28 protein-coding genes and 1 other annotated feature are annotated in these 24,646 nt (G+C 52.4%); of the genes, 24 read left to right on the top strand and 4 right to left on the bottom strand.

Annotation, left to right across the window (positions count from 1 at the left end; all coding sequences use genetic code 11):
* Positions 1-9: 9 nt before the first annotated feature.
* The 4 genes from M2298_RS03360 (at position 10) to M2298_RS03375 (ending at position 3,343) form a co-directional block, all read left to right on the top strand.
* On the top strand, positions 10-1,140 hold the full coding sequence (locus M2298_RS03360) for an FtsW/RodA/SpoVE family cell cycle protein (RefSeq protein ID WP_122964229.1): 1,131 nt from the start codon (positions 10-12) through the stop codon (positions 1,138-1,140).
* Between the two features lie 234 nt (positions 1,141-1,374).
* Positions 1,375-1,575, top strand: a complete 201-nt coding sequence (locus M2298_RS03365; RefSeq protein ID WP_005832370.1) for a cold-shock protein — start codon at positions 1,375-1,377, stop codon at positions 1,573-1,575.
* A gap of 159 nt (positions 1,576-1,734) precedes the next feature.
* Entirely contained in the window at positions 1,735-2,514 is a 780-nt protein-coding gene (locus M2298_RS03370; RefSeq protein ID WP_122964228.1) for a M23 family metallopeptidase, read from the top strand.
* A complete protein-coding gene (locus M2298_RS03375; RefSeq protein WP_122964227.1) occupies positions 2,507-3,343 on the top strand; it encodes a M50 family metallopeptidase in 837 nt (278 codons plus the stop codon). Before M2298_RS03370 ends, M2298_RS03375 begins: the two co-directional genes overlap by 8 nt.
* Here the strand turns inward: M2298_RS03375 and M2298_RS03380 are convergent.
* On the bottom strand, positions 3,340-3,849 hold the full coding sequence (locus tag M2298_RS03380) for a GNAT family N-acetyltransferase (protein ID WP_348521710.1): 510 nt from the start codon (positions 3,847-3,849) through the stop codon (positions 3,340-3,342). The genes M2298_RS03375 and M2298_RS03380 overlap by 4 nt on opposite strands.
* 130 nt (positions 3,850-3,979) lie before the next feature.
* On the opposite strand from M2298_RS03380, the gene M2298_RS03385 reads away from it, so the two are divergent.
* From M2298_RS03385 to M2298_RS03425, 9 genes are all read left to right on the top strand, one after another.
* Positions 3,980-5,470 (top strand): Rne/Rng family ribonuclease, encoded by a 1,491-nt coding sequence (locus tag M2298_RS03385; protein ID WP_280648238.1) that lies wholly within the window; start codon positions 3,980-3,982, stop codon positions 5,468-5,470.
* A 52-nt stretch (positions 5,471-5,522) separates the two neighbouring features.
* Positions 5,523-5,601 (top strand) — a sequence feature (ribosomal protein L21 leader region).
* Positions 5,602-5,611: 10 nt separating this feature from the next.
* Positions 5,612-5,923: a 50S ribosomal protein L21 gene (gene rplU, locus M2298_RS03390; RefSeq protein WP_173597471.1), complete on the top strand. Its 312-nt coding sequence runs from the start codon at positions 5,612-5,614 to the stop codon at positions 5,921-5,923.
* Positions 5,924-5,938: 15 nt separating this feature from the next.
* Complete coding sequence (locus M2298_RS03395) at positions 5,939-6,289, top strand: ribosomal-processing cysteine protease Prp (protein ID WP_122964225.1); 351 nt, start codon at positions 5,939-5,941, stop codon at positions 6,287-6,289.
* Between the two features lie 7 nt (positions 6,290-6,296).
* On the top strand, positions 6,297-6,590 hold the full coding sequence (gene rpmA / locus M2298_RS03400) for a 50S ribosomal protein L27 (protein WP_063230242.1): 294 nt from the start codon (positions 6,297-6,299) through the stop codon (positions 6,588-6,590).
* A 181-nt stretch (positions 6,591-6,771) separates the two neighbouring features.
* The gene (locus M2298_RS03405) at positions 6,772-7,353 is read left to right on the top strand and encodes a Spo0B C-terminal domain-containing protein (RefSeq protein WP_280648222.1); all 582 of its coding nucleotides are present in this window, start codon (positions 6,772-6,774) and stop codon (positions 7,351-7,353) included.
* A 16-nt stretch (positions 7,354-7,369) separates the two neighbouring features.
* Positions 7,370-8,647 carry a GTPase ObgE gene (gene obgE, locus M2298_RS03410; RefSeq protein WP_122964223.1) on the top strand — a complete coding sequence of 426 codons (1,278 nt, stop codon included), beginning with the start codon at positions 7,370-7,372 and terminating at the stop codon, positions 8,645-8,647.
* Between the two features lie 8 nt (positions 8,648-8,655).
* Positions 8,656-9,321 (top strand): PilZ domain-containing protein, encoded by a 666-nt coding sequence (locus M2298_RS03415; protein ID WP_122964222.1) that lies wholly within the window; start codon positions 8,656-8,658, stop codon positions 9,319-9,321.
* Between the two features lie 290 nt (positions 9,322-9,611).
* Positions 9,612-10,061, top strand: coding sequence for a DUF1641 domain-containing protein (locus tag M2298_RS03420; protein ID WP_122964221.1), 450 nt, complete (start codon positions 9,612-9,614; stop codon positions 10,059-10,061).
* A gap of 39 nt (positions 10,062-10,100) precedes the next feature.
* Positions 10,101-11,279 carry an NAD(P)/FAD-dependent oxidoreductase gene (locus M2298_RS03425; protein WP_280648223.1) on the top strand — a complete coding sequence of 393 codons (1,179 nt, stop codon included), beginning with the start codon at positions 10,101-10,103 and terminating at the stop codon, positions 11,277-11,279.
* Between the two features lie 163 nt (positions 11,280-11,442).
* On the opposite strand, the gene M2298_RS03430 is transcribed toward M2298_RS03425, so the two are convergent.
* On the bottom strand, positions 11,443-11,595 hold the full coding sequence (locus tag M2298_RS03430) for a hypothetical protein (RefSeq protein WP_167470286.1): 153 nt from the start codon (positions 11,593-11,595) through the stop codon (positions 11,443-11,445).
* Positions 11,596-11,782: 187 nt separating this feature from the next.
* Here M2298_RS03430 and M2298_RS03435 point away from each other — a divergent pair, with 187 nt between their 5' ends.
* From M2298_RS03435 to M2298_RS03465, 7 genes are all read left to right on the top strand, one after another.
* Positions 11,783-12,226 (top strand): ACT domain-containing protein, encoded by a 444-nt coding sequence (locus M2298_RS03435; protein WP_122964219.1) that lies wholly within the window; start codon positions 11,783-11,785, stop codon positions 12,224-12,226.
* A gap of 24 nt (positions 12,227-12,250) precedes the next feature.
* The gene (locus M2298_RS03440) at positions 12,251-13,552 is read left to right on the top strand and encodes a homoserine dehydrogenase (RefSeq protein ID WP_122964218.1); all 1,302 of its coding nucleotides are present in this window, start codon (positions 12,251-12,253) and stop codon (positions 13,550-13,552) included.
* Positions 13,552-14,634 carry a threonine synthase gene (gene thrC / locus M2298_RS03445; RefSeq protein ID WP_122964217.1) on the top strand — a complete coding sequence of 361 codons (1,083 nt, stop codon included), beginning with the start codon at positions 13,552-13,554 and terminating at the stop codon, positions 14,632-14,634. The genes M2298_RS03440 and thrC overlap by 1 nt, the downstream gene beginning before the upstream one ends.
* A complete protein-coding gene (thrB, locus tag M2298_RS03450) occupies positions 14,631-15,560 on the top strand; it encodes a homoserine kinase (RefSeq protein ID WP_173598623.1) in 930 nt (309 codons plus the stop codon). Before thrC ends, thrB begins: the two co-directional genes overlap by 4 nt.
* 23 nt (positions 15,561-15,583) lie before the next feature.
* Entirely contained in the window at positions 15,584-16,459 is an 876-nt protein-coding gene (gene pheA / locus M2298_RS03455) for a prephenate dehydratase (protein ID WP_173597468.1), read from the top strand.
* A 115-nt stretch (positions 16,460-16,574) separates the two neighbouring features.
* Positions 16,575-18,014 (top strand): LysM peptidoglycan-binding domain-containing protein, encoded by a 1,440-nt coding sequence (locus tag M2298_RS03460; protein ID WP_280648224.1) that lies wholly within the window; start codon positions 16,575-16,577, stop codon positions 18,012-18,014.
* Between the two features lie 11 nt (positions 18,015-18,025).
* Entirely contained in the window at positions 18,026-19,054 is a 1,029-nt protein-coding gene (locus tag M2298_RS03465; RefSeq protein WP_122964214.1) for a phosphotransferase, read from the top strand.
* A 60-nt stretch (positions 19,055-19,114) separates the two neighbouring features.
* On the opposite strand, the gene M2298_RS03470 is transcribed toward M2298_RS03465, so the two are convergent.
* A complete protein-coding gene (locus tag M2298_RS03470) occupies positions 19,115-21,103 on the bottom strand; it encodes a bifunctional 2',3'-cyclic-nucleotide 2'-phosphodiesterase/3'-nucleotidase (RefSeq protein ID WP_122964213.1) in 1,989 nt (662 codons plus the stop codon).
* A gap of 256 nt (positions 21,104-21,359) precedes the next feature.
* Here M2298_RS03470 and M2298_RS03475 point away from each other — a divergent pair, with 256 nt between their 5' ends.
* Positions 21,360-21,929, top strand: coding sequence for a BofC C-terminal domain-containing protein (locus M2298_RS03475; protein ID WP_173597466.1), 570 nt, complete (start codon positions 21,360-21,362; stop codon positions 21,927-21,929).
* 57 nt (positions 21,930-21,986) lie between these two features.
* Here M2298_RS03475 and M2298_RS03480 read toward each other — a convergent pair whose 3' ends face one another.
* Positions 21,987-23,078, bottom strand: a complete 1,092-nt coding sequence (locus M2298_RS03480) for a hypothetical protein (protein WP_217022419.1) — start codon at positions 23,076-23,078, stop codon at positions 21,987-21,989.
* 134 nt (positions 23,079-23,212) lie between these two features.
* Here M2298_RS03480 and M2298_RS03485 point away from each other — a divergent pair, with 134 nt between their 5' ends.
* The 3 genes from M2298_RS03485 to ruvA all read left to right on the top strand — a co-directional run bounded on the left by M2298_RS03485 (position 23,213) and on the right by ruvA (position 24,643).
* Positions 23,213-23,404, top strand: coding sequence for a hypothetical protein (locus tag M2298_RS03485; protein WP_063230197.1), 192 nt, complete (start codon positions 23,213-23,215; stop codon positions 23,402-23,404).
* Positions 23,405-23,528: 124 nt separating this feature from the next.
* Positions 23,529-24,029, top strand: coding sequence for a crossover junction endodeoxyribonuclease RuvC (gene ruvC, locus M2298_RS03490; protein ID WP_063230198.1), 501 nt, complete (start codon positions 23,529-23,531; stop codon positions 24,027-24,029).
* Complete coding sequence (ruvA, locus tag M2298_RS03495; RefSeq protein WP_122964210.1) at positions 24,026-24,643, top strand: Holliday junction branch migration protein RuvA; 618 nt, start codon at positions 24,026-24,028, stop codon at positions 24,641-24,643. Before ruvC ends, ruvA begins: the two co-directional genes overlap by 4 nt.
* Positions 24,644-24,646: the final 3 nt, after the last annotated feature.

Genomic DNA, 24,646 nt, shown 5'->3' on the forward strand with positions numbered 1-24,646 from the left:
AGGAAAAACATGGACCTGGAAAAACGACATTTAAAATCGATTGACTGGACCATTATCTTGATTTTGGCCGGGCTTGGCATCTTCAGTTACTTGGGCATTTCCGGATCAGCTGCCGGATTGGACACGGCCCATCGACAGGTGATGTGGTACGTCATCGGATTTATCGTGCTCGGAGGGGTATTGCTTTTTGACTATCGGCTCTTTCACAACTTCTCCTACGTCTTGTACACGTTGGGGCTGATTTTGCTGATCGGAGTCTTTAAGACAACGCCGATCAACAACACGACGAGCTGGTATAACTTGGGGCCTGTGTTGTTCCAGCCTTCAGAACCGATGAAGCTGTTTACGATTTTGACGGTCGCCCGCTTCATGTCCAAACGGGCGGAGGACCCGGATCGTTTTTACTATTTTTACAAGCTGATTCCGGTAGCGGCTCTCGTAGGCGTTCCTTTGCTTTTGATTTTGGTGCAGCCTGACCTGGGAACAGCGATGGTCTTTACAGGGATGCTTGCTACCATGCTGATCGTCGGTGGAATCCGGATGAAGCATGTATTGTACTTGGGCGGCATTATCGGCAGCTTTTTTGCGGCGATGACGCTTTTGTACGAGTACAAGCAAGATGTTTTTTTCAAGATCATCAAGCCGTACCAGTGGGATCGCGTCGTCTTTTGGATGGACCCCGATCTGGACCCGATGGGAAAAGGCTTTCAGTTGAAGCAGGCACTGATCTCGATTGGTTCGGGCCAACTGTTCGGAAAAGGCATTAACACGCCGACACAGGCGAGCTTTGGCTGGGTGCCTGTCGGGGAAAGCGATTTTATTTTCACGGTCATTGCCGAAAAGCTCGGCTTCATGGGCGCAGGGCTGTTGATGATTTTGTTCTTCGCCTTGATTTACCGCATGATTCGCATCGCGATGGAAGCGAAAGATCCGTTCGGCTCCTACGTGGTGGCGGGCGTGGTGGGGATGCTCACCTTCCAGATTTTTGAGAATATCGGCATGACGATCCAGTTGATGCCGATTACAGGGATTCCGTTGCCCTTTATCAGTTACGGGGGGAGCTCGTTGATCACCAACTTTTTGATCATCGGGGTTGTCCTCAATATTGGCATGCGCAAGGATAAGTTGCGATTTGACTAAATGCGTGACAAATCGGAAAGTATATGATAAAATCATCCTAAGTTAACCATTTTTACAAGTTATAGTGGTTTGGATGATTGGTTATGGAGTCGTACGGTTGTGAGAGACGTCACCATTGGTCAATCGCAATTTGTCCGACTTTTTTCCTTGACGCAAAAGGCTTATCTGTAAAAAAGGGGTTAACGCTACACTCTTTCGCCTCATGGGGCGTAATGTTCAGGGAGGTTTTGTTTCATGCAACAAGGTATCGTAAAATGGTTTAACGCAGAAAAAGGATACGGTTTCATCCAAGTTGAAGGTGGAGACGACGTATTCGTTCACTACAGCGCGATCCAGTCTGAAGGTTTCAAATCTCTGGACGAAGGTCAAAAAGTTGAGTTCGAAATCGTTCAAGGTAGCCGTGGACCACAAGCTGCTAGCGTAACTAAACTGTAAACTTCGACAGATTCAGAGACAGTCTCTCAACAGGGAGACTGTCTTTTTTGCATTTTCGCCATACGCGAGAGCAACGAAGAACGCACGAGGAGACGACGGCATAAAGCGGGTAGACAAGTCATAAGATGGAACAAAGGCTTGGCCTGCGGAGGGATGGACATGTTTGGTGGAGCAAATCGTGTAAAAGAAAGACGGCGGGAGCGACTGGAGCGAATCCGTACACAATCACGAGACAGTTTCTCTCCTTACGTGGATGATTGGAAAGATCCCATTGATGTGCAGTCTGATCCATACGATTTTCCCCTCAGGGAAAATGATGAGGAAAACAAGCCGCCTTCTCACGAAAAATGGGGGCTGCAAGTGTTTGCTTCCATTCTTTTGCTGGGAACGGCCTATTTATTGTTCCAGACGTCCTTGATTCCTGCCAACTGGAAAGACTCTGCGCGCGAGGTCATGACCCGGGATTTCAATTTCACTGGCGTAGCGGATTGGTACGAGGCGCGTTTTGGACCGATCCCCACCTTGTTGCCTGCGATGCAGGGACCGAGTGCGGTTCCTGCAACCAGCACAGCCAAAGATGTCGCTGTCTGGCGGCTGCCGGCAAGCTGGAAAATCGTGAAGCCGTTTGAACTGCAAAACGCCAAGGTCGTATTGGATACGGGCTTAGGGGAGCAAGTGAAGATCGGGGAGGCCGGGTGGGTTACGTACGTCGGAGAGCAGTCTGGCTTTGGCACGACTGTGATCGTCCGGCTGACAAAAGGCCGGGAAGTGTGGCTCGGCAATCTGGACAGCGTCGGAGTGACAAAAGACGAGGTGCTATCACCCGGTCAAGTGATCGGCACAGCGCGGGTGGTGAACGGAAAAGAGCGTCACCTGTACTTTGCGGCCAGGGCAGAGGAAGAGTTCGTCGATCCGCTGGAAGTGATCCCGTTTGAATAGAGGGGGATGGCTGGACATACGCTTTCGCATTCACCTGCTCTTCTGGGCGGTAATCGGTGTGTCTGTGCTGACAGGCCACTTTTTGGAAGTAATTACGCTGTTCGTGATCGTGCTCATACACGAATTGGGACATGTGGCAATGGCTCGGGAGTTGGGGTGGAGAGTGCATGAAGTCCAGCTGCTCCCTTTTGGCGGAGTGGCGACAGTAGAAAACAGCTATGCGACAGACCCGATGGATGAGATTGTCGTAGCGTTGGCCGGGCCGTTCATGAATGTAGTGATGATGGCGGCATCGTACCTGTTTTGGTATACAGGTGTCTGGACGGAGGACTGGTCCCGGTTTTTTCTCGTCAGCAACGCCACGATTGCTTTGTTCAATCTGCTGCCGATTTGGCCGCTGGATGGCGGGAGGATCGTGCTCGGGGTGCTGTGCTGTTTTTTGTCTTATCGGCAGGCAGCGATCGTCTCCATGACGGGCAGCACCCTTTTGGCTGGCATCCTGGTCGGTGTGTCCGGCTTTGATCTGAAGCTCAACCTGATCATCATCGGGCTGTATTTGCTGGCGATGAACATTCAGGCATTCGTCCGCTTTCCGTACCAGTTTTTTCGCTTTCTGGTGGAAAAGTACGGGCGCAGGCAAGAGGAAACAAACGTACAGGCTATCCGCGTCCGTCCAGAGGAGACGGTGTTGGCTGTATCCCACAAGCTGCGGCGTGGCCGCTCTCACCTTTTTTACGTACAGGGGGCGGGGCTGTTGGCAGAGGAGCAGCTGCTGCACGCCTTGTTATTCGAACAGAAACACGATGCTGCGGTCGGCAAGCTCCTCTAGTTTTCAGCGGGAGATGGGCGCCACTCCATCAGCAGGCAATCGCGCAAGCTTCCTTCGTGCCACTCGTGCCGGGGAAGCTTTTTCTTTTGGCGAAAACCGCATTTTTCATAGCAGCGGATCGCCCGTTTGTTCCATTCTTGCGGGTCCATGACAACGACCGCTGCTCCCAACTGGTGAACATAGCGGATTACAGCCTGTACCAAGTCAGCGCCTATCCCGCGATTCCAGTAGGCCGGCTCGCCGATAAACTGATCCATGCCGTAGACGATCGTGTCTTTGGCGTAACCGTAGGCTTCCTTGGTCGCAGGGTCGAGCGGGTAAAACTGGAGGTAGCCGACAGGGACCGCTTCATGGCAGACGAGACAGCGCGTCACATTTTCAGCGTCTGTGGAATAAAAATGCTCCTGGACAAGTGCGGCGTCATGAGTGCGGTCACGGCCTTCGTAAAAAGCGAGAACCTGCTCGTCCGAGAGCCATTTGAGCAAATGGACGGCATCGTCGGGCACAAGCTGTCTGATGGATTGCTCCGCTGCGATGACTTTTCTTTTACGGCAGGCTATGATAGATTACTTCCTGTATGTCCGGCAATCCTGCCTGGGTGCCGGAAAAAGGACGGGAGTGCGGAGAGTGAGCGTAATGAGACAATTGGCTATCAGCGGCAGAAGCGGCGTGCAGATCGCGTATTTGGCAGACGGACAGCTGATCGAATGGCGGACGCAGGAGACGGGCGGGCTTGTCAGCGCCGGGGAGATTTACTACGGGCGGATCGCGGACGTAAAACCGGGCATCCAGTCTGCCTTTGTCGACATCGGCTGTGGACAAAACGCGTATTTGTACGTAGATGATACGCTGAACAAAGGAACGGCGGGAAAAGGGAAGCCGAACATTTCCGAGCGGGTGCAAGTTGGTCAAGCGGTTATTTGCCAGGTGACAAAAGAAGCCTCTGAATGGAAGGCTCCAAAAATCTCGTTGAAAGTCAGTCTCCAGGGACGTTACCTCGTGTATCTGCCACAAGAAGCGGGGATATCTATATCGCGAAAAATCAGCCAGCCGGAAGAACGGGCACGACTGGAAGAAACCATCGCGCCGCTGCTCGTTGAAGGGGAAGGCGTCATTGTGCGGACGGAAGCGGCTGGCGTGGACGGACAGCAGCTGGCAAACGAACTGGCCTATTTGCGCAAGCGCTGGGAAGGCGTCTGCCAGCAAGCGGAGGCGAAAAAGACGCCGGGTCGGGTCGGTCACGATCTCGATGGAATCGAAGCGATATTGCGCGAAGCTTTGGCGGAAGGGCTTGATGAGGTGATCGTGGAGGATGCTGCCACGTATCGGCAAATCAAAGACATGCTGACGGTCTTTTCTGCCGACGCGGAAAGTCTGCTGCGCAAGCATACAGGCAAAGAGCCGCTGTTTGACGCGCTGCGCTTGGAGGCCAAGCTGGAACAGGCGCTCAGGCGTCAGGTGCCGCTGGCAAACGGCGGACATCTGGTGTTTGACAAGACAGAAGCCATGACCGTGATCGATGTCAATACCGGCTCTTTTACCGGAGCGGGCGGCCAGCAAAGGGAGCAGGCAGTCACGGCAACCAACGTGGAGGCGGCCAAAGAAATAGCCAGACAGCTCAGATTGCGCGACATTGGCGGGATCGTCGTCATCGATTTTATCGATATGAAAGAGTCTGCCAACAAAGAACGCGTGCTGTCGACGCTGAAAAGAGAGCTTGCCCGCGATGCGACACCTTCTACAGTCCATGGCATGACAGCGCTTGGACTGGTCGAATTGACGCGCAAGCGGGTGAGAGCGAGTCTCTCTGAGCGGCTGATGGAAACGTGCGCGGTGTGTGATGGGCGCGGGCGAATTTTGCGCGGGGATGAGAGCATCCGGCGGTTGCAAAACGAACTTGCAGGATTGGCCCGTTCGCAGCAAGTGGAGGCAGCTGTGGTGGAGCTTTCCGGCAGATTGTTCCAACTCGTTGAGCAGTTGGAGACGACAGGGGATGAAAAAAGCTGGCCGCTACGCGTCTTCAAGCGTGAGGAGCCGCGGCTCGCTCCGGACGAGTACCGGATTGCATATGCGGGAAATACGGCAGAAGCAAAGCGTCTGTACGAAAAACAGTGGAAAATAACTTGACTGGGCAATTGCAGCTATGATAACCTAATGGTTGTCATGCAGCTATGCCCCGTGCATACTGTAACCGCACGAATCGGGTACATAAGTCGCCGCCAGACGGCGCACCTGTAGAGGCGAGTCTGAGTATAGGAGGTGCACACAGTGTACGCAATTATCGAAACCGGTGGAAAGCAATACAAAGTTGAAGAGGGTTCCGTTCTCTTCATCGAGAAATTGGCTGGCAACGAAGGAGAATCTGTTACTTTTGACAAAGTTCTCTTCGTAAGCAAAGACGGCAAAGTTACTGCAGGAGCTCCTACAGTAGCTGGTGCAACGGTAACTGGTAAAGTAGAAAAACACGGTAAAGCTGCAAAAATTATCGTGTACAAATACAAAGCCAAGAAAAACTACCGTCGCAAACAAGGTCACCGTCAACCGTTCACCAAAGTTGTGATCGAAAAGATCAACGCTTAATTTTGGTGACCTGATATGATTGAAGTGATCGTGAGCCGTGCGCAGCACGGTATCCATGAAATTTGTATTTCCGGACATGCCAATGCGGGTGCCTATGGGGCGGACATCGTTTGTTCTGCCGTGTCAGGCATCAGCTTTGGTATATTAAACAGCGTGCAGCCGTTGACAGGACTGACACCGCAAGTATCAGTCGCCCAAGAAGGCGGCGGCTTTCTAAAATGGACGCTGGCTTCGCAAGAAGCGGCGGATATACTAGAAAAGCAGCAGCTTTTGGCTGAGAGCATGGTGATCGCTCTGTTATCGGTAGAAGCGCAGTACGGGAAATACGTAAAAGTGAATGACCATAAATGGCAGGGAGGTGTCTGATATGAACATGCTGTTTAATTTGGACCTTCAGTTTTTCGCATCGAAAAAAGGGGTAGGTTCCACTAAAAACGGACGCGATTCCATTTCCAAACGTCTGGGCGTGAAACGTGGTGACGGTCAATTCGTTACTGCCGGAAACATCCTCGTTCGCCAACGCGGAACGAAGATCTACCCAGGTACGAACGTAATGAAAGGCGGAGACGACACTCTGTTTGCAACTGCAGATGGTGTTGTTCGTTTCAAGCGTCTGGGCCGCGATCGCAAACAAGTTGTGATCGAGCCAGTTGCTTCCGAAGCGTAAATATTTTTCCAAAAGAAAACCCAGCATCGGTGCTGGGTTTTCTTTTTGGTTTCGGGTAGGCGGATTTTGGGAATAAGACTTGTGTCAAAATAGTTGGGCGCAGCCAAGTTTTCTCATTGTCTGGCCCCCTTTTATGGTACAATAGTTAAGAAAGAAATTCTTATCGACTTGGGTGAATGTGATGGGGGACGAGCGGAGACTGCTTACGCATCAGACAGACCAGCTGTTGGCCGTACTGAACCGGCAGCGGCATGACTGGTTGAACCACGTTCAGGTTCTGCTCGGCTATTTGCATATGAACCGTACTGAGCAGGGAGAGGCGCATTTGAAGCGCATCGCGCAGATGGCGATGCAGGAATCGATGGTCGCCCGTTTGAACAACTCCCTGTTGTCCGTCTTCTTCTTGACATTCAATGCGCTGAACAAGGAAATGCTTTTGGAAGTAGACGTGTGCAATGACGTGGATCTCACGCGAATAGCATTAGGCGAGCAGCACTTGTTTCAGTTGGTGTCAGAGATATTATGCACAGTGAACGATCATGTAGACCAAAGCGGCTACGAACCAGCCAGTATGCAAGTAAGCTTGCAGGCGGATCAACGAGGCGTTCATTTTCGTTTTGACCTGGCCGGAGAGCTGAATGCATCCGGAATGGAAAAATTGGAAAAGCTGATACGGAATAGCGAGCAAAGTACGGTGGAGGTCACCGAGTGGATACATACGGAAGACGAATGGGTTCTGGATTTGCTGGTTCCATTCGCGTAATGAAAGAGGTGGCACCATGTTTGTCGATCAGGTAAAAGTTTATGTCAAAGGTGGAGACGGCGGTAACGGAGCCGTTTCTTTCCGCAGAGAGAAGTACGTGCCACTGGGCGGGCCAGCAGGTGGCGATGGTGGAAAAGGCGGAGATGTCATATTCGAGGTGGACGAAGGACTGCGCACGCTCGTAGACTTCCGCTACCAAAGACACTTCAAGGCAACACGCGGCGAGCACGGCCGCAACAAGTCGCAGCACGGAGCCGGTGCGGAGGATATGGTTGTTCGCGTACCGCCGGGAACGACTGTGATCGATGACGATACAAAAGAAGTCATCGCCGATCTGATCGAGCATGGTCAGCGTGCTGTGATCGCCAAAGGCGGACGCGGTGGACGGGGTAATATCCGTTTTGCCAATTCGTCGAATCCGGCGCCGCATATTTCCGAGAACGGCGAGCCTGGCCAAGAGCGCTACATCGTCATGGAGCTGAAGCTGATTGCCGACGTCGGTCTGGTTGGTTATCCGAGCGTAGGGAAGTCTACGCTGCTCTCCAGTGTGACCGCAGCGAAGCCAAAAATTGCTGCCTATCACTTTACTACATTGACTCCGAATCTCGGTGTCGTGGATTTGGGCGAACAGAGCTTCGTCATGGCTGACTTGCCAGGGCTGATTGAGGGAGCGCACGAAGGTGTGGGGCTTGGTCATCAATTCCTGCGCCACGTAGAGCGCACTCGTCTGATTGTCCATGTCATTGACATGGCGGGAGTGGATGGACGCGATCCGTACGAAGACTATTTGCAGATCAACCGCGAGCTGAAGCTGTACAACTTGAAGCTCGAAGATCGTCCGCAAATCGTTGCTGCCAACAAGATGGACGTGCCGGAAGCGGCCGAAAATTTGCAGCGCTTCAAAGAAAAAGTGCCAGGTGTTCAAGTTTTCGAAATCTCGGCAGCGACCCAGCAAGGTGTCAAGGAACTGATGTACGCAGTAGGCGAGACATTGTCCACAATTCCGGACAAGCCGACAGTCGAAGAAGTACAAGAAGTGGAAGAGCGCGTGATGTTCCGTGCGGAGAAAGAGCCGGAGCCGTTTGAAATCACTCGCGACAACGAAGTATTCGTGATCAGCGGGGAAAAAATCGAGAAGCTGGTGCGCATGACGAACCTCAACAGCTATGACGCAGCTCAGCGCTTCGCGAGACAGATGCGCAGCATGGGTGTGGACGAGGCATTGCGCAAACACGGTGCAAGAGACGGGGATACCGTTCGGATTGGCAAATTAGAGTTTGACTTTGTGGAGTGACAAATAGAATGATTGATATCCCATCCCTCACCCCTTTTATGGCGGACAAACGCCTCCAACGCGGTGCTTCATTGCCGATGATGATCTCTAGACAGGTCAAATCGCCCATTCAAGTAATGGTTGAGCATGTCAAAAGTAGTTATCTCGTCGTTTCTCTTGAGATGAAGGCCGATGCAAAGGCCGAACTGCTCGGATCAACGGTGCGTGTTCGGTGGGAATCGGATGCGGCGATTAACACGATTGATCTGGAAGTGATTTCGGAAGAAACGATATGGCCTATCAAGCTGTTGGCGATGGTTCCGGTCAGCGTCGGCGTCGAGATTGCCACAGGCCGCAAGCAGGAACCCATTCCGCCCGGGATCGACATTCGCGTCCCGTACAAGGTGATGGGCGCAAGACCGATCGAGGAAAAAGGGGAGGCTGTGCTGCTGAAATTTTCCCCTACACGACTGATACTCGCAACAGAAGGTTATGTGGCAAAAGGGGAGTTTCTCCACCTTTCTTTCACGGTTCCTTCGACTGGGCAAGAAATCGTCATGATGGCAAAAATCGTGGAAAAGACCTTCGAAGACAAGCAGACAGTAATCGAGTTAATTTTTACGGATATCAATGAAAAACATCACCAAGTCATCAAAGATTACTATAAAAAGCTCTCAACTGCCGCTTCTTCCTAAGGAAGCGGTTTTTTTCCTTTGCTGTTCCCGCGAAGAAGGTATATAGTAGAGTACATAGAGTTCTAAATCGAGCCTGTTCACCTGATGGATTTGTTCTGTGCTTTTTCCTGAATATCACTTTGTGAAATCATGCACTTTTGATTATTCCACGTAGCTGTATCATTCGCTTTGTGAAAAATATTACAAGCACACGTGCTTTTCGGTATTTTGGGAGAATAGCGGCCGTAACTCGTATGAACAGGCATCGAGAATGAAGGCCTCTATTCCAAAGCAAAGGAGGACGTTTTTCCATGTCTCAAACAACCACGCAACAAGCTCAAGCAGAAGTAGCAAGCACAGCTACTCTGGCACCTGAGCAACAAATGGATGTACTCGATCAGTTGATGAAACCAGAAATTCAAGAATCCCTGAATGTATTGGTGGCAAACTTGCCAAAACTGGCCGAGATGACAACTATCCTCACCAAAACGTACGACCTGGTAAACACCGTAGCTAACGATCATGTACTCATCGACGACATCAAGGGCGGTATGGAAGAGTTCGTCAAACCGATTTCCGACAAGGCAAAAGGCATCGCGCAAGCGGCTATTGAAGCAAACGACCGCGCACACACTGAGGAAACGACCGTTGGCTTGTTTGGCATGCTCAAAATGCTGAAAGATCCGCAAGTGCAAAAAACATTGCGTTTTGCACAAGCATTCCTCGAAGTTTTGGCTGAGCGCCAACAACAAAAACGCTAATTACGATAACCTACGAGAGACAAGGACGGAGGATTAGGCATGGCGAAGCATATTCTCATTCTGGGCGGCGGCTACGGCGGTTTGCTGTCCGCTTTGACTGCACGCAAATACATGACGGCGGAAGAGGCGACGATCACGGTTGTGAACCGTTTCCCTACGCACCAAATCATCACGGAGCTGCACCGTTTGGCAGTAGGCAACCTGTCTGAACAAAACGTGGCACTGCCATTGGAAAGACTGCTGCGTGGAAAAGACATCAACCTGGTGATCGACACTGTTGAAAAAATCGGTCTGGAATCGCAACGCGTCACTTTGACGAGCGGCGAGAGCATCAAATACGATGCACTCGTAGTTGCTCTGGGCAGCGAAACCGCATTCTTCGGTATCCCTGGCTTGCAAGAGTACAGCTTTACACTGAAATCCGTAGAGGAAGCGAACCGTCTGCGCGCGCACCTCGAAGAGCGCGTAGTGGAATACAGCAAGAGCAAAAACAAAGCCGATGCGACTTTCGTGGTTGGCGGCGGCGGTCTGACCGGCATCGAGCTGGTTGGCGAATTTGCTGACATGCTGCCTGATCTTTGCCGCAAGTACGGCGTAGATTTTGCAGACCTGTCCATCTATTGCGTAGAGGCAGGACCATCGATCCTCGCGGGCTTTGCTCCTGACCTGGTAGAGCGTGCAAAAACTAGCCTGGAAAAACGTGGCGTTCAGTTCCTGACTGGCGTTCCTGTAACCGAAATGAAAGAAACAACCGTTTGCCTGAAAGACGGCAACACCATCGAAACCAAAACAATGGTTTGGACTGGTGGCGTTCAAGGAAATCGCGTAGTGGCTGAGTGCGGCATCGAAGTAAACCGCGGTCGCGCAACTGTGACTGAGTTCCTGCAATCCACTTCTCATCCGGATGTATTCCTCGCGGGAGACAGTGCAGTGGTTATGGGGCCAGAAGGCCGTCCATACCCGCCAACTGCTCAATTGGCATGGCAAATGGGTGAAGTGGTTGGCTACAACTTGTTCGCTCACTTCAACGGCTCCAAAATGGACACGTTCAAGCCAGTCTTCTCCGGTACTCTCGGAAGCTTGGGCCGCAAAGATGCCATCGGAACCATCGGTGCAAGCCAGTTGAAGCTGAAAGGCTTGCCAGCTACGCTGATGAAGGAAGCGAGCAACGTGCGCTACCTGACTCACATCAACGGCTTGTCTTCGCTCGCGTACTAAACCAAAAACAACCATACGAACAAGCGTCAAACCCCGGGATACACAAATCCCGGGGTTTTTTTCTTTACAAAACAGCTCGCTCGCTTTTAGCAAGGGAAATGTGCCTGCTTGCGCCTGACCATACGCCTGTGGCCGTTTGCTGAAAAAGCTTGGCCGTTGACGGCTATTTATTGCCGCTCGGGTCCTCGATGATGTTAGGCGATTGCGCCATTTTTTTGCCCCGAAGATCAGAACCGAACTGCTCCAGGCTGCTCGGTTTTCCAGCCGGATGATTGTTGCGGCGCTCCGATTTGTCTGACTTTCCGCGTCCTGCCATTCGTGCTTCACCTCCTCTTTTTCTTGCCGCTTTTAGTGTGTACGAAGATCGACATAGCCATGTAACCCAGGTGAACCGAATATGGTTCCATGAAAAAAGTTGGCGATGAAGGATTGTCACAGCGAGTACTATCCGTTATAATGTCCTCTATGAAGAAACAACTGTTTTTCTCAGGAGGACACAACACGTGAAACGGGAAGAGAAGTTCTACTTGATACGATCTGACATCTTACCAGAATCAATCGTCAAGACGATCGAAGCGAAAAAGATGCTGGAATCCGGCGAAGTGGACACCGTGAATGAGGCAGTAGATCGAGTGGGACTGAGCCGGAGTGCATTTTACAAATACAAGGACGGGATCTTTCCCTTCAATGCCATGATGAGCGAAAAGATCATGACGATCACGTTTTCGCTGGAGCACATGTCCGGTTATTTGTCGAAGGTGCTCACGTATGTTGCAGAACAAGGCGGGAACGTCCTGACGATCAATCAGACGATTCCGCTGCAAGGGATTGCCAATATTTCCATGTCTGTCGATATGGCCAATCTGCGCGTATCCAGCACGGAATTTCTGGAAAGCTTGCAAGAAATCCCCGGCGTTCGCAAAGCGATGATCGTCGGTAGAGGGTAAAAGAAGGGTAGGAGGAGAGAAACAATGGAGAAGCAAAGCATCAAGCTGGGGTTAATGGGGTTTGGAACAGTCGGGACTGGGGTTGTCCGCATCATTTCTGCTCATCAGGACGATTTGCAAAAGCAGACCGGACTGGGGATTGAGATCACGAAGATTCTCGTGCAGGATGCCGAGAAGTCGCGCAATATCGCCGCCATGGAAAATTTGCTGACGACAGAGCCTGCCGAGCTTCTGGATGATCCGGACATCGAGGTAATCGTCGAGGTAATTGGCGGCATCCACCCGGCCAAAGAATACATCCTCCAGGCGCTGGAGCGCGGCAAGCACGTAGTCACTGCCAACAAAGATTTGATGGCCTTGCATGGGGCTGAAATCTTGAACAAGGCGCAAGAAAAAGGCTGTGACGTGTTTTATGAAGCGAGCGTAGCGGGCGGGATTCCGATTTTGCGCGCTTTGGTGGAAGGCTTTTCCTCCGATCGCATTACGAAAATGATGGGGATCGTCAACGGGACGACCAACTATATTTTGACCAAAATGAGCCAAGAGGGCGCAGATTACAGCGACGTCCTCAAAGAAGCGCAAGCGCTGGGCTACGCGGAAGCGAATCCTACCTCCGATGTCGAAGGTTTTGACGCAGCCCGCAAGATGGCGATTCTCGCCACACTCGGTTTCCGCGTGCCGATGAAGCTGGAAGATGTGGACGTCAAAGGAATCAGTGCGGTAAGCAAGCAAGACATCGCATACGGCAAGCAGTTGGGCTATGAAATCAAGCTGTTGGGTCTGGCCCGCCGCGACGAGGAAGCGATCGAGGTAAGCGTGCAGCCGACGATGGTGCCGAAATCGCATCCGCTTGCTTCTGTCAACGGCGTGTTCAATGCGGTGTACGTACACGGGGAAGCCGTAGGCGAGACGATGTTTTACGGCCCGGGCGCAGGCGAGCTTCCGACCGCAACCGCAGTCGTGTCCGATCTGGTCACGGTTGTGAAAAACCGAAAGCTGGGCGTAAACGGACGCGGGATGGTTGCGCCGTACAAGGAAAAAGTGCTTAAAGACGACAGCCAAAAGCTGTCCAAATATTTCCTGCGAATCGTGGTGGCGGACAAACGCGGCGTTTTGGCAAAGATTACCCAGTTGCTGGCGGACAAAAACATTTCGCTGGAGCAAGTCATTCAGCAGCCGTACAACAATGGCGGCGAAGCGGAGATCATCATGGTGACGCACCAATCGTCCAAGAGCGATATGGATGGGGTCATCGCCTATATGGAACAAATGGACATCATCTCCAAAGTGGAGAGCTGCTACCGTGTAGAAGGGGGAGACAAGTAATGAGTTTTGATCGTCAATCTGGCATTATTGCGCGCTACCGGGAGTTTCTTCCGGTTACGGACAAGACACCGTTGGTCAGTCTGCACGAAGGAAACACTCCGCTGATCCATGCGGCGAACTTGTCCAAGAAGCTGGGAGTCGAGCTGTATGTAAAATATGAAGGACTGAATCCGACAGGCTCGTTCAAAGACAGAGGCATGGTCATGGCTGTTGCCAAAGCAGTGGAGGAAGGCAGCAAAACGATCATGTGCGCTTCCACCGGAAATACGTCTGCGGCAGCAGCGGCGTATGCAGCGCGTTCCGGTCTGCGCTGCATCGTCCTGATCCCGAGCGGCAACATCGCGCTGGGCAAGCTGGCGCAAGCGATCGCATACGGTGCCGAGGTCATCGCTATCGACGGCAACTTTGACGAAGCGCTGAATATCGTGCGCGACATTACGGCGAAAGAGCCGATTACGCTTGTGAACTCCGTCAACCCTTACCGGATCGAAGGACAAAAGACAGCAGCGTTCGAAGTGTGCGACGCTCTGGCAGATGCACCGGACATTTTGGCGATTCCCGTAGGAAATGCCGGAAACATCACCGCCTACTGGAAAGGCTTCAAGGAGTATAAGGAAGCAGGCAAATCAAGCCGTTTGCCGCACATGTACGGCTTCCAGGCGGCGGGGGCCGCTCCGCTGGTGCTCGGACAGCCTGTACCCAATCCGGAAACAATCGCGACTGCGATCCGCATCGGAAACCCTGCGAGCAAGGACGGCGCTTTACATGCGATTTCTGAATCGAACGGTCTTGTTGACAGCGTGACAGACGATGAAATTTTGCAGGCATACCAGCTGCTGGCCAAAGAAGAGGGCGTTTTCTGCGAACCGGCTTCTGCTGCCTCCCTGGCCGGAATCATCAAGTTGCATCGAGCAAACAAACTGCCGCAAGGTGTCAAGGTTGCGTGCGTTTTGACAGGAAACGGCTTGAAAGATCCAAACATCGCCCTGAAGCTCGTTGGAGAAGAGCCACGCTCAGTGCCTGCGACACATGAAGCCGTCATGGAGCTGGTTCGCCAGAGCGGGAGAGAAGTCGTCTCATGAGCAGTCAGCGTGTAAAAGTAACGATTCCCGCAAGCACAGCCAATCTGGGGCCAGGCTTTGATGCTTTGGGAATGGCATTTCAATTGTATTCCGTAGTAGAAATGGAAATCAGTGACCGGACCACCGTTGAGCTGGTTGGCAAAGAGCTGGAAGGCACACCTGCGGACAAAAGCAACTTGTTGTATCAAGTAGCAGCGAGTCTGTTTCAGGAAGCAGGGCTTGCCGTGCCGGAGCTTGCCATACGCGCATCGAGTGAAGCTCCCCTGACCCGCGGGCTGGGGAGCAGTGCGGCTGCGATTGTCGGAGCATTGGTGGCGGCCAATCAACTCGCTGGCGAGCCATTTAGCCGCGAGCAGCTTTTCGCCCGCGCCACAGCACTGGAAGGACATCCAGACAACGTCGGAGCCTCCCTGTTTGGCGGGATCATCGTGGCGACTATGCCAGAGACGATCGAAGAACCTGTTCCTTACGTTCGATTTTCCCCTCCCGCCGGATTGCAGACACTCGTCGTGATCCCGGATTTCATGCTGGAGACGACAAAAGCGCGGAACGTCTTGCCACAGGTGTACAGCAAAGAAGATGTTGTATATAATGTGGGACATAGCAGTTTGCTTGTTGCCGCTTTGGCACAAGGCAGACTAGACCTGATGGGACGGGCCATGTCAGATCGGCTGCATCAGCCGTACCGCGCTAAACTTGTACCTGGCTTGAACGAAATCCTGGACAAAGCGACTGAGCACGGTGCCGTAGGCGCTGCCTTGAGCGGCGCGGGACCAACCATCCTTTGCTTCTTTTCTTCCGCGGAAGAGGAGGGGCAACTGCGCGCATTCGTGGACAGAGTGATGAAAGGACACGGCATTGCCTACCGTGTAATGATTTTGCAGCCGGACGAAAATGGCGTACAAGTAGAAATCCATCAGAGATAGAGCATAGTGGATAGGAGAACGCCATGGAGAAGAAACTTGCTTTTCTCGGACCACGCGGAACATTCACAGAAGAGGCGGCGCGGACTTTGACGCAACGCCAGCCGCTCTCGCTCGTTCCGTATCCGAGCATCATCGATGTGCTGGATGCTGTTTCCAACAAGGAAGTGGCATTCGGGGTCGTGCCGATGGAAAATTCCATCGAGGGTACCGTCAATTCGACTTTGGACTGGCTCATTCACGAGGTCGATTTGCCGATCCTGGCTGAGCTGGCGCTGCCGATTACGCAAAACTTGCTGGTAGCTAAAAGAGAGCAAGCCTTGCCTTTGTCTGCGATCACAAAAGTGTTGTCGCACCCGCAAGCGATTGCCCAGAGCCACAATTTCTTGCGGGAAAACTTGCCGCACGCCAAGATCGAGTACATGAACAGCACGGCACTGGCTGCAAAAACGGTGAGCGAGCATCCCGAGGAGCCGTGGGCTGCTGTTGGCACGAAGCTGAATGTGGAGATTTACCCGCTGGAGTTCGCCCGCGAACAAATTCAAGATTATTCGAATAACTACACGCGTTTTGTGCTGGTCGGCACGGAGCCGTTGGAGTTGCAGGCGTCCTCACGCGAGAAAACGACGATACTTGTCACGCTGCCGGAAGATTTCCCTGGTGCGCTGTATCAAGTGTTGGCCGCGTTTGCCTGGAGAAAGGTCAACCTGTCGCGGATTGAGTCCCGGCCGACGAAAAAAGCGCTGGGAAGCTACTACTTTGTCATCGATATCGAGCAAAAGATGGACGATGTCCTCTTGCCGGGCGCTTTTGCCGAGATTGAAGCTATCGGTTGTCAGGTGCGTCAGCTGGGAACGTATCCGTTTTATATGCAAGGAGCCAAGCTGGAAGCCAATTTGTAAAAATTGGCTTCTTTCTTTTTCTCCCCTGCAAGCGTAAAAGCGAAGGCCGCCAAGGAGCAAAAAGCCCATGGGTGCATACCATGGTAGGGAGTTTTTACGCAAGGGAGGAGAAACATTGAGGATTCACATTGTACAAAAGGGCGACAGCATGTGGAAGATCGCCAAAAGATATGGCGTCGATTACAAGGAACTGCTTCGCTTAAACAGCCAGGTCAAAACTCCCGACACGCTCTATCCAGGAGCAAGAATCAAAATTCCGACGAAGAGCGTTCCTGTCAGGCCCCAGCCACGAACAACGCCTCATCCGATGAGTGAGGCAGCTCCATATGTAAAAGAACGTCCGCGGACAGAAGCAGAGTCGGAGGAAGTGCCGAGACAAATTGAGCGGCGGCCGATTGAGCCTGAGGAAGAAGTGCAAATCGAATCGGAAACGAGAATCACGCAAGAAGCGCCGTCTACACCTCCGGCAAAAGAGCGGCCGCCAGCGTCTCCAGGCCCACTCGTGTCTCCGGAGACGATCCAGCCCACACCAACGCCTGCACCTACACCTACACCTGTGCCGACTTTGCAGCCGCAAAGGGTGCTTCCGCCTGCGCCTTCAGCGCCGAATATCATGTCGGAGCCTACGAGTCCACCGGCACTGCCGACACCGCCGACACCTACACGGCTGTTCGTTCCGCCTGCGCCGCCAACACAGGTCAGTCCGTACATTTACCAGCCGCCTAGTCCGCCAAACATCGGGATGCCGAACATACCGCCGATGTCGCCAACACAGATCAGCCCATTTCAGCCGCAAACACCGCCAGCTATCATGTGCCCGCCATGCCCGCCTGTGCAGGTGCAACCAACCAGACCGCCAGCCCAAGTGAGGCCGTTTACACAAATGCCGCCCGCACAGGTTCGTCCGATGCAACCAATGCCGCCCATGCAGCAGCGTCCTATGCCGCCATTCATGCCGCCTGCGCCGCAGCTTAGGCCATGCCCGCCCGTGCGGCCATGCCCACCGTGTGCCGCACCGAGGATGCAACAGCCAATGCCTCCTGGCAGGCAGCAGCAGCTACTAAGCCCTCAACAGATGGGGCCAATGCCATCCCAAAGACCGTTTGGCGGTCCTGGTCAGCCGATGTTTCCTTATCGGCCATTTATGGGTCCGGGGCAAATGATGCCGCCATTTCCGGGGATGGGCATGATGCCATTCGGACCGCCACCACCAATGCCACCAATGATGCCGCCGATGATGCGACCAATGCCGTTCCCTATGCCGCTCTATCCGATGCCCATGCCGTTTCCGCCGCCACCGCCACCGCATCCGCCAAGACGGCCGCATCTGCAGTTGCCTGTATGCCCAGAACCAGTGGAATCATCGTCTTCATCATGTGAGTGTTCCTCGGACAGCCCGGAATTGAGAAGGCGCAGAAGCGCGAAAAGCAGCCGTGGCCCGCAGCCGTTTCACAACAACATGATGTTCCCTCCTTCCCAATGTGTCGCTTCCATGCCGGAACAAGGCGCATGGCCTAACTGGGGAGACGGACTCGATGAATCCTCTTCGTACTGAGAGGGACGGTTATGAACAAAGGACTCATACCAGCGATCGAAAAAGCTTTTCGTTGTGAGGTGCACGGGGTTAAGCCTAAGAGGAATGTCAATCTGCTCAAAACAGACCGGGGACACTGGATCATCAAAGGGTATAAGCAGTTGGAAAAAGCAGTATGGGTCACGGAGTTAGCCGACGCCTTGAGGCAAAAAGGCTTTGTTCACACAGTTCACTACGTATCAACTACCGAGGGTGCCAAAATATTTCCTTTCGAGGATCGCTATTACACCATCATGAAGCTGATTGATGGCGAGGAAGCGGATAACGCGTCACTCTTTGATGTGAAAAAGACAGCAGAGACGTTGGCGCGGTTTCATGTCGCGGCTCAAGGCTTCCCTGTCGTTCATTCCTATGCCTACGAGGGCAAGCCAGCCTTGCTCGACAAGTGGGAGAGTCGGATGGAATACTTTGAACGACTGACGTGGATGATTGAGCAAAACGGCCCGCAAAACAAACTGGAGCAAGTCATTGCCCACGCTGCCGATGAGGTGCTGCGTGACGGTCAGCAACTGCTGCAATCCGCCCACAAGCTTCCGCTGATTCCGGAAATGTATATGGCGATGGAAAGAGGCACATTGGCGCATCGCGACGTCGCCAGCCACAATTTTTTGCTGACGCAGCGAGGGAATTGCTATTTGATCGATCTGGATACGGTCGGACACGACATCCAGCTTGTCGATCTCGTTCAGCTGATGTCTCGCATGCTGTTGATGCAGGAATATCGGATGGAATCGTTCGTAGAGGCGATGGAGGCATACAGTAAAATCAATTACTTGAGCGACACCCAGATTTGGGCGGTTCATCAATTGCTCCGTTATCCGGACAATTTTTTGCGCGAGGTGACCGGGCTGTATAGCAGGCGTCCCGGTTATCATATGCGCGGCGTTTTGCAGCTGGTGATGCTGGAGGGAAGACTTGCCCAAAATCGCCAACAATTTTTGAACGATGGGGAGCGCATCTTCCAGCGTTCGCCCTGGGGTGAATATCATTTTGTCGGATAACCGATTTTGGCAAGAAAAAACATCCCTCGATCATGAGGGATGTTTGTCTTGCGTCGAAGCTTATTTGGAAGCTGGTTTGGACAAGTCGATGGAGAATTTGGCGAAACCGGATTCCAGTTGGCTGATGAATTTCAGGTTGGAGATTTTTTCTGCAAATGGCTTCGCATCTGGCGAAGAAGTGAAGGTTACGTTCACTTTTTCTTTGATTGGCGCAAATGTCCAGTTGTTGTCAGCCGCAGGGTTGATGTCTTTTTGGCTCAAGATGTAGTCGATGACAACTTGACGGTTTTCGTCTGGAGAATCGATGATGATGTTTTTGCCGTCCAGACCTGGGAAGCTTCCGCCGCCGCTTGCACGGTAGTTGTTCGTTACGACGATGAACTTGTCTTCCGGTTTGACAGGCTTGCCGTTGTAGGACAGGTTTTTGATGCGGTTGGCATCTTTGTTAGCCAGCTTGCCGTCTACAGCGTATTTGGATGGTTGAGTCACATCGATTTGATAGGTTACGCCATCGATTACGTCGTAGTTGTAAGTTGGGAATGCTTCGTTTACGAGCGGTTGCTCTTCTGTTTTCTTCACATCGATCTGGTTGAATTGGCCAGCGGAGCGCTCCAGCCATTCTTGCAGCTGGGAACCGTTGATCAGGACAGCTTTCAACGTGTTTGGATAGATGTACAGGTCAGATACGTTTTTGATGGCGATTGTGCCGGCAGGGATGTTCGTGTAGTAAGTTGCGCCGTTGCGGCCGCCTGCTTTGAACGGTGCTCCTGCGGACAGCACTGGAATGCCGTCGTATTCGGTACCTTTCACGTTTTTCTCAACGAACCATTTTTGTGCATTGGTCACGATCTGGATGGATGGGTCATCTTGCACCAGCGCGAAGTAGCTGAAGATAGGGGAAGATGTTTTCCCTACTGCGGAACGCACCCATTCCACTGTGTGATCATGATCTTCTTTTACAGCGTCCAGTACAGCTTTGTCTGCATCAGCCAGGGACGCTTTGTTTGTTTTGTCGTAGATTGGAACGGTTTTGGTAACGGATTCTGTTACTTTCCATTTGCCGTTTTCTTGCGTGAGTGTCAGGTCGATCACGCCCAGGTTGTTGCCCCAGTAGCCAGGCATTACAGCCGGTTTGCCGTTGATGGTGCCTTTTGTACCGTCAACGCCAGGGATGTTTTCAAAGCCAGGACCCGGGAATACCAGGTGGGAGTGGCCGAACAGGATGGCGTCGATGCCATCGATTTTGCTCAATTGGTAGCTGGCGTTTTCCAGGTTCGCTCCGCCTTCAACAGGACCGATGCCGGAGTGAGGAACCGCTACGATGATGTCTGCTCCCTTTTTCTTCATTTCAGGGATGAATTTGTTGGCGCTTTCCACGATGTCTTTGGCGATGACTTTGCCTTCCAAGTTCGCTTTGTCCCACTGCATGATTTGCGGAGGTACAAATCCGATTACGCCGACTTTCAGCGTCACTTCTTTTCCGCTCTCATCCTTGAATTTGCGCTCCAGGATTTGGTAAGGGGTGAACATGTTTTTATCGTTGTCCGGATTTTTATCCTTGTCGTCAATGTAGACGTTGGAGTTGATGTAAGGGAATTTTGCACCTTTCAGGCTGCGATCGAGGTGCTCCAAACCGAAGTTGAACTCGTGGTTTCCGATGTTGCCCAGATCGTAGTTCAACAGGTTCATCGCTTTGTAAACCGGGTGAGTTTCTCCGTCTTTCAAAGGATCGATTTTAGCAACATAGTCGCCGAGCGGGTTTCCTTGCAACAGGTCGCCGTTGTCGATGAGAATGCTGTTTTTCGCTTCGTCTCTCGCTTTTTTGATCAACGTCGCTGTTTTGGCGAAACCAAATTCATCTGTGGACTTGTCTTGATAGTAGTCATAGTTCACGATGTTGGTGTGGATGTCAGTTGTTTCGAGCAAGCGAAGTTTCAGGGTGGAACTAGCTGCGGCGCTCACAGGCGTAGTAGAGAAAGTGAGAGCGCTGACAACTAAAGAAGTGCTGAGGAGAAAAGCGGTCAGCATTTTTTTGTTTGCCTTTTTCATGTTTTGATTGACCTCCATAAGTTCACAATGAATACCAAGCAAAAATAGTTTATCACTAGAATCAATAGATTGGTAGATAATTGCAGGTTAAGATTATTAAATTTTGGCTATTGACAAAAATCATAAAATGTTCCCTCGTTTTGTCGTTTCGTGGAAGTGAATTTCTAGCCAATTACGAATGTTGAGTGATTCATGTATGGCCCCGATCCAACATGGCGACACTAGAAAAAAAGCTTGTGAAGGGGTTCATCGAACAATGCGAAAAAAATGGATGGTGTACGCATCGTGGAGCGCGGCGCTTCTCACAGGTGTCGTATTGGGCATCCTGCTGGCAGGCAGCGGAAGCAAAGGGACGGGGCTTTCGCAGTTGATGCACACGGGCATAGGCAGGACGGCCGAGGTGACAGGGAAGCCATATGAGCTTGTATTGACGCGAAGCTATTTGTGTGGCGTCCGAGACGAAGAGCGGCGTCCTGTCGGCACGGGATATCTCCCTCAAGCGATGGGAGAATACAAAGGCTGGGAGATCGTGACTTCCGATGCCGCCAAGATGATCCTGATGAAAAGGGAGCAGGACATTTCTCCTGCCTGCAAAGAAAACGGTCATTTCGGACTGTCAGCGGACGGCATGCTGACTTTGTTTCACGGTGTGCCAACGGAACAGGACGTCATCCAGACCTTTTACCGGATCAATACGGAGAAAATGGAAGCGAATCTGCCCAAAGAAGAGCTGGAAAATTTGAAGCGGGGCATTCGCATCCGCAATCTCGCGGAGTACAACAGCATTCTTTCCACGTATGGGGAGTTTCAACTGGATGCGCCATGATCATCAGGGAAGGGAAAAGCCGGAGAGCGATTCCGGCTTTTTTCTATATTTATAGCCTTATAGCTCTACCGCGATGACACGCCATCTGTCCCACGGAACCGGGCGATGGAGGACAAACGTCCACTTTTCCTTGCGCTCGTCGTTGTTCCGCGTGAAGTAGGTCAGGTGAACGGGCACTTCCAGCAGCAAGGGACCTTTTTCATCGGAAGGGATGACCATCTCGGTTTTGCGAATCGATGCTACTTGCGCCAGGCGATCTGGCAGCGGAAAGCCGTCTGTCGTCATCCGCAGCGAATGAATGTCCTGTTCGTGCAGGGCGGTCAAAAAATAGCCGACCAGCTCTTCGGCAGATGCCCCGATCAAGTTCGCGGCCAGAGAGCCGGAAGCTTTTTGGATCATCAGGCTGTGGCTCGGGTCAGGCTCCTTGCGTTTGTGGGTAGAGCTGCCAAAAAAGTGGATGCAAAAGTGTCCGGGAAAGTCGTTTCCGGCGATAGCCCCCGCACCGTGAGGCATGCCGTGCATCGAGGCGGCGAAATAAACGCCGTTGACCTCCACGAGAATCGCCCTGCGCTTCCAGCTCCATTTGCCCTGATAAATTTTTTTCATCGTTTGGGTATCCGTACGTGTCAATGGTTGCACATCGGCATGGCGACTGCCCGCCCGGCGCTGGACGTGAAACCGTTCCCCTGTTTCCAGGTCGATGACGGTTGCGTATTCCATGCGGCCGAAAGTCTGCTTGACTTGTTCCCACGGAGTTGCTTTGGCGTAGTGCACACTTTCCACTTTTGCTACCAGATCTTCGATTTTTTGTTTCAAGTTTGCGCTCAGCATGTATTGCAGCGGGCGTTCCTTTTCAAACAAATTCCCGTCGTGATCGTACAAGAAATAGCGATTGTGCACGACAAGAGTCGCGCGGACCCAGTATGGATTCACATAGGCCGCGACTGTCTTTGCACGCAGCAGCTGCTTCACAAACGAGTGCTGGGCGCGAAACGTCAACGTGGAGTGAAAGGAAGAAGCGGGTGAGACCGAGACAGATACGGTGATTTCTTCTTTGCTTTTGGCATGGGCAGATTGGGCGGATGGCTCCGGGATCAACAGCGTCAGGAGAAGACAGATGAATACGAAAGCAAATCGTAAGTGTCGCACCGGATGAAAGCACCTCCACCAGTTATGTTGTCTTGACAAAAGCAGGGCAATGAGGTGTAAATCTTGGCATCATAAGCGTCGTGGTCGCACGCCATACTGTAGGCATACGGTGATCGAAGGAGGAGTCTTTTCATATGTCTACCATGCCAAGAGGTAGCTACAAAGACCAGTTCCATCAGCGTTTGTACGTTCAGTTGAATCAGGGACACAACAAGCTCAATTACCAGCAGATCAACAAAATCCAGGAGCAAATGCAGAGCGGTGTGGATGAATATGCCCACATGCAGCATGATGTGTCAGATACACTCGGGATGAACAAACACTAAAGCGACGCCGTATGGCCCGTTCCTCGCAAGCAGGAGCGGGCTTTTGCATGGAAATACACGTTCGCTTTTCGGGCGCTTTGTGATACAGTAGAGAGTAGAAACTTAAGCCTACGGAGAGTGGACTATGCGCATTTTAGGAATCGACCCTGGCATTGCGATCGTTGGGTTTGGGGTTCTGGATAAGCAGGGTAGCCAATTGCGTCCCGTCCAGTATGGAAGCATTCAGACAGAGGCAGGCTTGCCTGTTCCGCTTCGCCTGAAACAAATTTTTGAAGCGATGCAAAGCTTGCTGGAAACGTATCGACCAGATGAAATGTCAGTAGAAAAGCTGTTTTTCAATAAAAACGTGACAACCGCCTTCACCGTCGGGCAAGCGCGCGGCGTCATCCTGCTCGCGGCAGAGCTTGCCGGGGTGCCCGTGTACGAATACACGCCGATGCAAGTCAAGCAGGCGGTGACCGGGTACGGTGGGGCAGAGAAGAAGCAAATCCAGGAAATGACCAAGCTGCTCTTGCGGCTGAAAGAAGTGCCAAAGCCGGATGACGTGGCGGATGCGTTGGGGATTGCGATTACGCACGCACAGTTTAAGGCGTTTATCTCCATCTCGGAAGGAGTTCAAAAATGATTGATTTTGTGGAAGGGACACTTTGTTACCTGGATTCAGAATACATAGTCGTAGAGACTGGAGGGATCGGGTATCGCCTGTTTTGTCCCAATCCGTACCAGTTCGTTCGCTACGAGGGCAGCAAGACGAAGCTGTATACGCACCATCATGTCCGCGAAGACGCGATATTGCTCTACGGCTTTGCGACCCGCGACGAACGCGATTTGTTCCGCAAGCTGCTCGACGTGAGCGGCATCGGGCCAAAAGGCGGCCTGGCGATTCTCGCGGCTGCTACACCTGAGCAGCTCGTGATGGCCGTGCAACAAGAAAATGTGACATACTTGACCAAGTTCCCCGGGATCGGCAAAAAGACGGCACAGCGCATTATTCTCGATCTCAAGGACAAGTTGGTCGGCTATACGCCATCGGCGATTTTGACTGTCGCAGCCGGCGACCTGACGGCAGGCGAGCAGGCGGTATCCGCGTTGAACGAAGCGCTCGACGCTTTGACGGCGCTCGGCTATTCGGATGGCGAGCTGCAAAAAATCAGAAACGCGCTGTCGGAGAAATCCAAAGAGGGCGAGAGTGTTGAAAAGCTCATCAAGCAAGGGCTTGCCCTGCTCATGAGGGGGTAGGAT

The organism is Brevibacillus sp. 1238 (genome assembly GCF_029892995.1).
GTDB classification, from domain to species: Bacteria; Bacillota; Bacilli; order Brevibacillales; family Brevibacillaceae; genus Brevibacillus; species Brevibacillus parabrevis.